Origin of the sequence: Rhodosalinus sp. (assembly GCF_046542825.1) — a bacterium.
GTDB lineage: Bacteria > Pseudomonadota > Alphaproteobacteria > Rhodobacterales > Rhodobacteraceae > Rhodosalinus.
Genome location: NZ_JBKHAQ010000106.1, coordinates 1 through 9,665, shown reverse-complemented (window position 1 = coordinate 9,665; position 9,665 = coordinate 1). Strand labels below are relative to the sequence as shown.

The following is a 9,665-nucleotide window of genomic DNA, read 5'->3' as shown; positions in this document are numbered from 1 at the left end:
AGCGCTCCATGAAGCGCTCGCCCTCGGAGTTCGTCAGATACCCGCCCTCGCCGCGGGCGCCTTCGGTGATGAGGCAGCCGGAGCCGTAGATGCCGGTGGGGTGGAACTGGACGAACTCCATGTCCTGCAGCGGCAGGCCCGCGCGCGCGATCATGCCGCCGCCGTCGCCCGTGCAGGTATGCGCCGAGGTAGCCGAGAAATAGGCACGCCCGTAGCCGCCGGTGGCCAGCACGACCATCTTCGCGGCGAAGACATGCATGGTGCCGTCGTCCAGCCGCCAGCACAGCACGCCCTCGCAGCGGCCGTCATCGCTCATCAGCAGGTCGATGGCGAAGTATTCGATGAAGAACTCGGCCTTTTCCTTCAGCGAGCGGCCGTAGAGCGTGTGCAGGATGGCGTGGCCCGTGCGGTCGGCGGCGGCGCAGGTGCGCTGCACCGGCGGCCCCTCGCCGAACTCGGTGGTATGCCCGCCGAAGGGACGCTGATAGATGCGGCCGTCCTCCGTGCGCGAGAACGGCACGCCGTAGTGTTCCAGTTCGTAGACCGCCTTGGGCGCCTCGCGGGCGAGGTATTCCATCGCGTCGGTGTCGCCCAGCCAGTCGGAGCCTTTCACCGTATCGTACATGTGCCACTGCCAGTGGTCGGGCCCCATGTTGCCGAGCGATGCCGCGATGCCGCCCTGGGCCGCCACCGTGTGCGACCGGGTCGGGAAGACCTTGGTCACGCAGGCCGTGCGCAGCCCCTGTTCGGCCATGCCCAGCGTCGCGCGCAGGCCCGATCCCCCGGCGCCAACCACCACCACGTCATAGACATGCGTTTCGTATTCGTATGCGGCCATTATCGGTCTCCGGTCCTGTCAGAGGGCGATCTTCGCCACGGCGAAGATGCCGGTCGCGGCGGCGGCGTAGCTGACACAGATTGCCAGAACGATCAGCACCTTCTGCCGCGTGCCGTGCACATAGTCCTCGATCATGGTCTGAACACCGCCGCGGAAGTGGATGAAGCCCACGAGGAAGGTCAGGATCGCCACGATCGCCGGGAACGGCCGCTGGTAATAGGCAATCACCTCTTCGTGGGTGCCGCCCAGCGCCTGCCCGAAGGTGAAGACGAAGGCGGGGATCAGCCCGATCAGCGCCGCGGAAGAGATGATCATGCTCCAGTGATGCTCGGTGCCGGACTTGGCGGCGCCAAGACCCTCGGCGCGCTTGCGGGCGGTGAGAATGCGCATCGCTGCCTCCCTCAGATCACGAGAACGGTGAAGATCGTCAGCAGCACAGAGCCGCCGATCATGATGTAGCCCATCGTGTAGCTGGATTTCAGGTCGAGCCCCCGGCCCGAATCCCAGATCAGGTGCCGGATACCGCCCAGCGTGTGATACCACAGCGCCCAGAGCGACAGGAAAAGGACGATGTCGCCGAACCAGCTGCGCAGCACCGCGTCTGCCGTGGCGAAATGTTCCGGTCCCGTCGCGGCGGCGAGCAGCCACCATACCACCATCAGCGCGCCCACGATCAGGCCGTTGCCGGTGATCCGCACGAAGATCGAGGTCACCGAGGTGAGCTGCGGGCGATACACCTGTAGATGGGGCGAGAGCGGGCGGTTGCCTCTGTTGACGTCTGCCATGGCATTGTCCTTTCGGTCTCCGCTGTTGGTGATAGCGCATTTGGCGGCGGTGTCACCGGGTCAGATGGCCGGCCCGCCCGGATTTTTCGCGGTTTCGTCCGGAATCCTCGCCATTTGTGATCACACTTTTTAAAAGCGTGATCACATCATCGGTCACGTCCGGCAGCGGAGGAAATCTGCCGTGCCGTTTCCCGGATCAATTTCTGACGGATGCGGTCGGGATAGTCCTCGTAGCCGTTGGCGGTGACGACAAAGGCGCCCTCCCCCGTGATCACGTTTTCCCAGTACCAGCCCGTCAGGTCCGGTTCGTCTCCCTCGATGACCAGCGCGTTGACCGTGATTCCCGCAAGCTCGAGCCGTCCGCGCACCTCGGCCGGCGGCACGCCCTCGTTCGACCGCCCGTCGCCCGAGATGTCGATCACCATGCGCCGGCAGTGCGCGACCTGCGCCATCTCGGCCAGCCCGACCTGCAGCGCCTCGCCGACCGCGGTGGAGAAATTGCGCCAGATCCGCCGCTCCCGTGCCACCCGGCCGGCCAGGGCATCCGCGGCGGCGAAATCGGCGATCCGCGTCCAGGGCATCGTGACACGCTGCCGCCCCGTCCCGGTCCACTGCATGAGCGCCACCTGCGCCTCTGCCGCGACCAGCGCCTCTGCCACCAGCCCGTCGCGCAGCGCAGCGGCCAGCCCGTCGCGCTGGATGCGCCACTCGTCCTCGTCCACCGAGCCCGAGACGTCCACGGCAAGCAGCAGCGCAAGGTCGCAGGCCGCCGCCGGGGCGGTCCAGAGCATCGTGGCGGCAAGCAGCAGGCGGCGCATGGGTCAAGCCTAGCCCAGGCCGCGGCCCGGACACGATCACAAAGGCATCAAGGCCCAGTAATCTAGGTCCAGAAGCACATGGGACAGATACTTGCCGTCGTCGCCCCTGAGCGTGAAGGGCGCGCCGCCCTTGGTCGCCACCAGCCGCAGCCGGATCGCGCCGACGCCGGGCGCCGGCGTCTCGGCCATGTCCAGCACCTCGGACCAGGCACGCACCGTGTCGCCCGCGAAACAGGGATTGGCATGAGTGCCCGCGTTGATTCCGGCGATCATCTGCGCGTTGGCCAGCCCGTTGAACGACAGCGCGCGCGCCATGCTGATGACGTGGCCGCCGTAGATCAGCCGCTTGCCGTCCGCGCGGGGCGTCGCGTCGAAATGGGTCTTCGAGGTGTTCTGCCAGAGCCGCGTGGCCATCATGTGCTCGGCCTCTTCCAGCGTCACGCCGTCGACGTGGTCGATCGTCTCGCCCACCTCGTAGTCCGACAGGCGGTGCGGCTCGCCCGCGAGGCCGAAATCGTATTGCGTGAAGTCGAGCCCCGCGGGAATCACCAGTTCCTCGGCCGCGACATGCGGGGCCAGGTCGGGCGCCACCGGCTCGGGCGCGGGCGCTTCCGCATCGCGCTTGCGCACCATGACCCAGCGCTTGAACTCCATCATCGGCAGCCCGTGCTGGTTGAAACCCGTGGTCTTCACGTAGACCACGCCCGTCTTGCCGGAGCTGTTCTGCTTCAGCCCGATCACCTCGGACGAGGCGCGCAGCGTGTCGCCCGCATAGACGGGCCGCAGCCAGCGCGCCTCGGCATAGCCCAGGTTCGCCACCGCGTTGAGCGAGATGTCGGGCACCGACTTGCCGAAGACGATGTGAAAGGCGGCGAGGTCGTCCACCGGGCTCGAAGGCAGCCCGCAGACGCGCGCGAACTCGTCCGAGGAATAAAGCGCGTGCCGCGCCGGGTAGAGCGCGTGATAGATCGCCCGCTCGCCGCCCGAGATCGTGCGCGGCACGGCGTGCGGGATCACCTCGCCCACCGTGTAGTCCTCGAAGAAGCGGCCTGGATTGGTCTTGATCCTGGCGGGCTTGTCCTTGGGCATCTCAGAGTTCTCCCAGCTTGAGGTCGGGGTGATAGTCGCCCGCCACCTCCTTCACCACCGCCTGCCCGCAGCGCATCACGCCGTTGCCGGCGTCATAGGCATAGGTCGGGTCGCCGTAGAGCTCCCAGCCCGCGTTCAGCGCGGCGGTCACCTTGTGGCAGAAGGCGCTGGTGTCGTCGGCGGTGAGGAAGCGGTAAAGGCGCATGAAGATCACCCGAAGGCCGGATAGCCGAACCAGTAGTGCACCCAGGCGATCAGGCCATAGACCACCAGCGTGCCCACCACGGCGCCGATCTCCTTGCCGATCGAGGCCGGCGGCGGCGGCGCGGGGCGCGCGGTCTGCCGGTTGATCAGGATCACCTCGACCACCGCCCAGGCCAGCAGCCCACCGAAGAGGATGAACGAGGCCAGATCGCCGTTGACCAGCAGATGGCCCACCGCCCAGGCCTTGATGGCGGTCAGTTGCGGGTGGCGGATATAAGCGGTGATCCGCGTCTTCATGCCCGAGGCGGCGAAGAGATAGACCGCGAACAGGTTCAGAAGGTTGTTAATCCCCACGGTGGCCGGGTGCCTGCCCCACCAGACGGGGCCGTAGGCATCGCGATAGCCGAACACCATCAGCGCGACCGAGGCGAGCACCAGCACCGCGACCAGGAGCTTGCCGCGGTCGCCCATGCCCGCCCGCGCCCCGGGCGCGACGCGCTTGAAAAGATGCGCGCCTGTCCACAGAACAAGGCCTGCCACCAGAAGAACCCATCCCATCGCCTGTCTCCCCTCGCGTTTGCGGGCGCCACCCTAGATCAATGGGCGAGCGCCGCAATGGCCTCCGCCTTTGCCAGCGTGCGGCGCGCGGTCTCCACGTGCAGGTTCTCGACGATACGGCCGTCCACCACGGCAACGCCCTCGCCGCGGGCCTGCGCCTGGTCGAAGGCCTCGATCTGGCGGCGGGCCATTTCGATGTCCTCGGCCGCAGGGGCAAAGACCGCGTTGGCCGTGGCGACCTGCGCGGGATGGATCAGCGTCTTGCCGTCGAAGCCCAGGTCGCGGCCCTGCTCGCATTCCGCACGCAGCCCGTCGTCGTCGCGGAAGTGGTTGAACACGCCGTCCACAGCGACCTTGCCTTCCGCCCGCGCGGCCATCAGCATCGCCTCCAGCGCGTAAAGCATCGGCAGCCGGTCGGCGCGCATGGCGCAGCCCAGCTCCTTGGCAAGGTCGTTGGTGCCGGCCACGAAGCCCGCAAGCCGCGGATGCGCAGCGATGGCGGCGGCGTTCAGGATGCCGCGCGGCGTCTCCATCATCGCCCAGAGCGGCGTGTCCTCGCCCAGGAGTTCCGCCGCGCGGTCAAGATCGCCCGGCCCGCCCACCTTGGGCAGAAGCAGGCCGTCGAACTCGCCCCCCTTCACCGCCGCGATGTCGGCCGCGCCCCAGGCGGTCTCCAGCCCGTTCACCCGCACAAGCCGCGCCTTGTTGCCGTAGCCGCCGGCGTCGAGCTCCTTGCGCAGCGTCTCCCGCGCCTCTTCCTTGGCATCCGGCGCGACGGCGTCCTCCAGGTCGAAGATGATCGCATCCACGGGCAGGCCGCGCGCCTTCTCCAGCGCGCGCTCCTTCGAGCCGGGGATGTAGAGCACCGATCGGTAGGGGCGCGATCGTTCGTCCATGACCTGTCCTCCGCAACAAAGTTGCGCGCCTATGGGCCATTTTCAGGCGCCGGGTTCAAGCCCCGATTTCGCAGGCGCAGCATCTTTTCCGGCGCAACGCGCGGCGAGGGGCCGGGCGATTAACCTCTTTCCCGCATCCTTGCAAAGGCTTGCGCGACATGCGTCATGCAACGGATCAGGAGACCCGCGATGAGAGAGATTGTCATTCATGCCACGGGACTGGGGCTGATAGCGCTTGCCGCGACGACGGCAGCAACCGATGCCGAGGGTAGCCAGGCACCGCAATGCGGCCCGCGCGCCGAGGTGTTGGCGCATCTGGAGGGACGCTTCGGCGAATCGCGCCGCGCGATGGGACTGAGCGGCAGCGAAGTTCTGATGGAACTGCACGCCAGCGACGAGACCGGAAGCTGGACGATCACCGCGACCACCGCGGCGGACCTGACCTGCCTTGTGGCGGCCGGCGGGGCCTTCGCCGCGCGTCCCGCCGCGCTGCCGGGTGCGCCTGGCTAGGCAAGCGCGTCCCAGATCAGCTTGGCCCCCGTGATCGACAGCAGCAGATAGGTCAGCAGAAAGAAGGTGCGCTCCGGCACCAGGAAATGCGCCTTGACCCCCGCCCAGGCGCCGAAGAGCGCGAAGGGCGCCAGAACGACATTCGCAGCCAGCGTCTCGGCGGTGAAGATGCCCAGAACGCCGTAGGGCACCGCCTTGGCGATGTTGATGATCCAGAAGACCAGCACGGTGGTCGCCTGGAAGGTCGTCTTGTCCGTCTGGCCTGACAGCAGATAGACGGCCGCGGGCGGTCCGCCCGCGTGGCTCACGAAGCTGGTGAAGCCCGCCGTCAGCCCGGCAGCCAGGCCCCAGCCGGGGCCCAGCCGCCGCAGGGCCGGACGGATCAGGCCGCGCGCCTCGGCAAGACGCCAGGCGACGAAGGCCAGCGCGATCGCCCCGATCAGGAAACGGATCACGTCGTCGTTCGCCACCTGCCAGAGACCCACGCCCAGCGCCACGCCCGGAAGCGCACCAAGGATCAGCAGCCGCCCGGCCGCCCAGTCCCAGCGCCGCCAGTAGGGCCGCAGCGTGGCCAGATCGATCAGCATCAGAAGCGGCAGCATGATCCCCAGCGCCTGTCCCGGCGGCATCACCAGCGCCAGAATCGCGGCCGAGGCGAAGGCCGCGCCCGAGCCGAAGCCGCCCTTGGACACGCCCGCGAAGGCCACCGCGACCGCGGCCAGCGCAAAGACCTGCACGTCCCACTCCATCGGCCGGATTCCTCCCTGACCCCGCAGGCTTAGCGCGGCGGCGGCGATGCCGCCAGCGCGTGCACGGGCCGGCACCGCGATCACCCGCTCTTGCGCGCGGGGAACCGAAGCTCTAGGCCATGCGCCGATCGCAATGAAGCGGAGTGACTTCTCATGGCCAGACCCAGGATCGCGCTCATCGGTGCGGGGCAGATCGGCGGCACGCTCGCCCACCTCGCGGCGATGAAGGAATTGGGCGACGTCGTGCTGTTCGACATCGCCGAGGGCGTGCCGGAGGGCAAGGCGCTGGACATCGCGGAATCCGGCCCGTCCGAGGGCTTCGACGCCGCGCTCAGGGGAACGCAGGACTATGCCGACATCGCAGGCGCCGACGTCTGCATCGTCACCGCCGGCGTGCCGCGCAAGCCGGGGATGAGCCGCGACGACCTGCTGGGCATCAATCTCAAGGTGATGAAGGCCGTGGGCGAGGGCATCCGCGAGAACGCGCCGGACGCCTTCGTCATCTGCATCACCAACCCGCTCGACGCGATGGTCTGGGCGCTGCGCGAGTTCTCGGGCCTGCCGCACGCGAAGGTCTGCGGCATGGCGGGCGTTCTGGACAGCGCGCGCTTCCGGCATTTCCTGAGCCTGGAGTTCAACGTGTCGATGAAGGACGTGACCGCCTTCGTCCTCGGCGGGCACGGCGACACGATGGTGCCGCTCACCCGCTATTCGACGGTCGCGGGCATCCCCCTGCCCGACCTGGTCGAGATGGGCTGGACCACGCAGGACAAGCTCGACGCCATCGTGCAGCGCACCCGCGACGGCGGCGCCGAGATCGTGGGCCTGCTGAAGACCGGCTCTGCCTATTACGCGCCGGCCACCAGCGCCATCGAGATGGCCGAGGCCTACCTCAAGGACCAGAAGCGCCTGCTGCCCTGCGCCGCCTGGTGCGATGGCGAGTTCGGCCTCGACGGTCTTTATGTCGGGGTGCCCACGGTGATCGGCGCGGGCGGCATCGAGCGCATCGTGGACATCAAGCTGAACAAGGACGAGCAGAAGATGTTCGACAGTTCCGTCGACGCCGTGCGCGGGCTGGTCTCTGCCTGCAAGGGCATCGACGAGAGCCTGGCGTGATTCCATGCCCGGCGCCGGCATCATCTTCGCCGCGACCGGACAGAGCTACAACATTCTCGCCCGGCGCGCGGCGCTTTCGCTGCGCCGGGCGATGCCAGAGATCCCGATCGACCTCTACACCGAGATGCCGGGATTTCACGCCGGGCGGCCCCCGGTCTTCGACGCGGTCCACAAGGTCGAGACACGGTGGTTCCGCCCCAAGATGGAGGCGCTGCGCCGCTCCCGCTTCTCGCGGACGCTCTATCTTGATTGCGACGTCATCGTCCTGACCGACCTTGGCGACGTTTTCGAGATCCTGGAGCACTACGACATCGCGCTCTGCCAGGAGGCCGCGCGCATGTCCAGGCCGGCACGCACGCCCTATGGTCCGGCGCTTCCGAACGCTTTTTCCTCGTTCAACAGCGGCGTCGTCGGCCTGCGCGCCGGCGACGCCGCCCAGCGCCTGATGCACGAATGGGAGACGCGGACGAGAGAAAGCGAAAGCCGCTTCGACCAGCCGATCCTGCGCCAGTTGATGTACCGGTCGGAGCTTCGGGTGCATGTGCTGTCGGAGGACTACAACTTCATGCACCCGCGCAGCCTGCCGGGGCGACCCGACAACATGAGCGCCCCGAGGATCCTGCACCTGCCCCGGCTCTACCGGGAGAAGCGGTTTCTGCAGCATCCGGACGCGGCCTATGACGTGCAGTCGGTTCTGGGCTACGATCAGGCCCGCGCGCTCGACCGGCTGATCCGCAACGACGTGACCTACCCCGGCTATCCGAACATGCCGATCTGGTCGGGTCCGCGGCCCAGGTCCGTCGAGCGGCTGCTGGCCTGGTCGCCGAAGTGGCTGCGCTCCCGCATTCTGGCTCGATTCGATCCGCCGGCCTTCGATTCATGACGCACACAGGAGCCGTTCAGCAGGCGCAGGTATCGTGATCACATGCTTTTTTGGTGTGATCACAATTTTCCTTTTTTGGCCTCAAACCCTCAGAAAACCCTCCTCGCAGGCGGAAACCCCCTTTCACGCCGGGGCGCGGAGCGTATAGGCCGGGATGCGACCGTGCACAGACCGGGACAGTGATCCATGAACATCCACGAATACCAGGCCAAGGCGCTCCTGCGTGACTACGGCGCGCCGGTGAGCGACGGGCGCGTCGTGATGCGCGCCGAAGAGGCCAAGACCGCGGCGGGCGAGCTTGACGGGCCCCTCTGGGTCGTCAAGGCGCAAATCCACGCAGGCGGCCGCGGCAAGGGCCACTTCAAGGAAGCGGGCGCCGGCGAGAAGGGCGGCGTGCGCCTCGCGAAGTCGGTCGAGGAGGCCGCCGAAGAGGCGCGGCGGATGCTCGGCCGCACGCTGGTCACGCATCAGACCGGCCCGGCCGGCAAGGAAGTCGGCCGCATCTACATCGAGGACGGTTCGGGCATCGAGCGCGAGCTCTACCTCGCGCTGCTGGTCGACCGGGTGACCAGCCGCGTCTCCTACGTGTGCTCGACCGAGGGCGGCATGGACATCGAGGAGGTGGCGGCCAGCACGCCCGAGAAGATCCTGTCCTTCTCCGTCGATCCCGTGACCGGCTACCAGCCGTTCCACGGCCGCCGCATCGCCTATGCGCTGGGGCTGGAGGGCAAGCAGGTCAAGCAGTGCGTGAGCCTGATGGGCACGCTCTACCGGCTGTTCGTGGACAAGGACATGGACATGCTGGAGATCAACCCGCTGATCGTCACCGACGAGGGGGATCTCAAGTGCCTCGACGCCAAGATGGGCTTCGACTCGAACGCGCTCTACCGCCATGCGGATATCGCGTCCTTGCGGGACGAGTCCGAGGAAGACCCCAAGGAACTCGCCGCCTCCAAGTATGACCTGAACTATATCGCGCTGGATGGCGAGATCGGCTGCATGGTCAACGGCGCGGGCCTTGCCATGGCGACGATGGACATCATCAAGCTCTACGGCGCCGAGCCCGCCAACTTCCTCGACGTGGGCGGGGGCGCCAGCAAGGAGAAGGTGACCGAGGCGTTCAAGATCATCACCTCCGACCCGAACGTGAAGGGCATCCTCGTCAACATCTTCGGCGGCATCATGCGCTGCGACATCATCGCCGAGGGCGTGATCGCGG

At 67.6% G+C, this 9,665-nt stretch carries 13 protein-coding genes; 4 read left to right on the top strand and 9 right to left on the bottom strand.

Annotated features, from left to right (window positions below; all coding sequences use genetic code 11):
- From ACLFOB_RS12445 to ACLFOB_RS12410, 8 genes are all read right to left on the bottom strand, one after another.
- Window positions 1–838 (bottom strand): FAD-binding protein (locus ACLFOB_RS12445; RefSeq protein ID WP_410926267.1); only part of this gene is annotated, 838 nt, incomplete at its 3' end.
- A gap of 18 nt (window positions 839–856) precedes the next feature.
- Window positions 857–1,228: a succinate dehydrogenase, hydrophobic membrane anchor protein gene (gene sdhD, locus ACLFOB_RS12440; RefSeq protein ID WP_410918302.1), complete on the bottom strand. Its 372-nt coding sequence runs from the start codon at window positions 1,226–1,228 to the stop codon at window positions 857–859.
- Window positions 1,229–1,239: 11 nt separating this feature from the next.
- Window positions 1,240–1,623 (bottom strand): succinate dehydrogenase, cytochrome b556 subunit, encoded by a 384-nt coding sequence (gene sdhC, locus ACLFOB_RS12435; protein ID WP_410918303.1) that lies wholly within the window; start codon window positions 1,621–1,623, stop codon window positions 1,240–1,242.
- A 146-nt stretch (window positions 1,624–1,769) separates the two neighbouring features.
- On the bottom strand, window positions 1,770–2,441 hold the full coding sequence (locus ACLFOB_RS12430; RefSeq protein WP_410918304.1) for a DUF1194 domain-containing protein: 672 nt from the start codon (window positions 2,439–2,441) through the stop codon (window positions 1,770–1,772).
- Between the two features lie 36 nt (window positions 2,442–2,477).
- On the bottom strand, window positions 2,478–3,530 hold the full coding sequence (locus tag ACLFOB_RS12425) for a MaoC family dehydratase (RefSeq protein WP_410918305.1): 1,053 nt from the start codon (window positions 3,528–3,530) through the stop codon (window positions 2,478–2,480).
- A 1-nt stretch (window position 3,531) separates the two neighbouring features.
- Window positions 3,532–3,735, bottom strand: a complete 204-nt coding sequence (locus tag ACLFOB_RS12420; protein ID WP_410918306.1) for a DUF1737 domain-containing protein — start codon at window positions 3,733–3,735, stop codon at window positions 3,532–3,534.
- A 5-nt stretch (window positions 3,736–3,740) separates the two neighbouring features.
- Window positions 3,741–4,292 (bottom strand): NnrU family protein, encoded by a 552-nt coding sequence (locus ACLFOB_RS12415; RefSeq protein ID WP_410926266.1) that lies wholly within the window; start codon window positions 4,290–4,292, stop codon window positions 3,741–3,743.
- 38 nt (window positions 4,293–4,330) lie between these two features.
- Entirely contained in the window at window positions 4,331–5,188 is an 858-nt protein-coding gene (locus ACLFOB_RS12410; protein WP_410918035.1) for an HpcH/HpaI aldolase/citrate lyase family protein, read from the bottom strand.
- Window positions 5,189–5,377: 189 nt separating this feature from the next.
- Between ACLFOB_RS12410 and ACLFOB_RS12405 the strand changes: the two genes are divergently transcribed.
- The gene (locus ACLFOB_RS12405; RefSeq protein WP_410926265.1) at window positions 5,378–5,698 is read left to right on the top strand and encodes a hypothetical protein; all 321 of its coding nucleotides are present in this window, start codon (window positions 5,378–5,380) and stop codon (window positions 5,696–5,698) included.
- Here the strand turns inward: ACLFOB_RS12405 and ACLFOB_RS12400 are convergent.
- Entirely contained in the window at window positions 5,695–6,447 is a 753-nt protein-coding gene (locus ACLFOB_RS12400) for a sulfite exporter TauE/SafE family protein (RefSeq protein WP_410926264.1), read from the bottom strand. The two genes, ACLFOB_RS12405 and ACLFOB_RS12400, sit on opposite strands and share 4 nt — an antisense overlap.
- Before the next feature lie 153 nt (window positions 6,448–6,600).
- On the opposite strand from ACLFOB_RS12400, the gene mdh reads away from it, so the two are divergent.
- From mdh to sucC, 3 genes are all read left to right on the top strand, one after another.
- Entirely contained in the window at window positions 6,601–7,563 is a 963-nt protein-coding gene (gene mdh, locus ACLFOB_RS12395; protein WP_410926263.1) for a malate dehydrogenase, read from the top strand.
- A gap of 4 nt (window positions 7,564–7,567) precedes the next feature.
- Window positions 7,568–8,446: a putative nucleotide-diphospho-sugar transferase gene (locus tag ACLFOB_RS12390; protein ID WP_410926262.1), complete on the top strand. Its 879-nt coding sequence runs from the start codon at window positions 7,568–7,570 to the stop codon at window positions 8,444–8,446.
- Window positions 8,447–8,632: 186 nt separating this feature from the next.
- On the top strand, window positions 8,633–9,665 hold a 1,033-nt coding region (gene sucC, locus ACLFOB_RS12385; RefSeq protein ID WP_410926261.1), incomplete at its 3' end, for an ADP-forming succinate--CoA ligase subunit beta.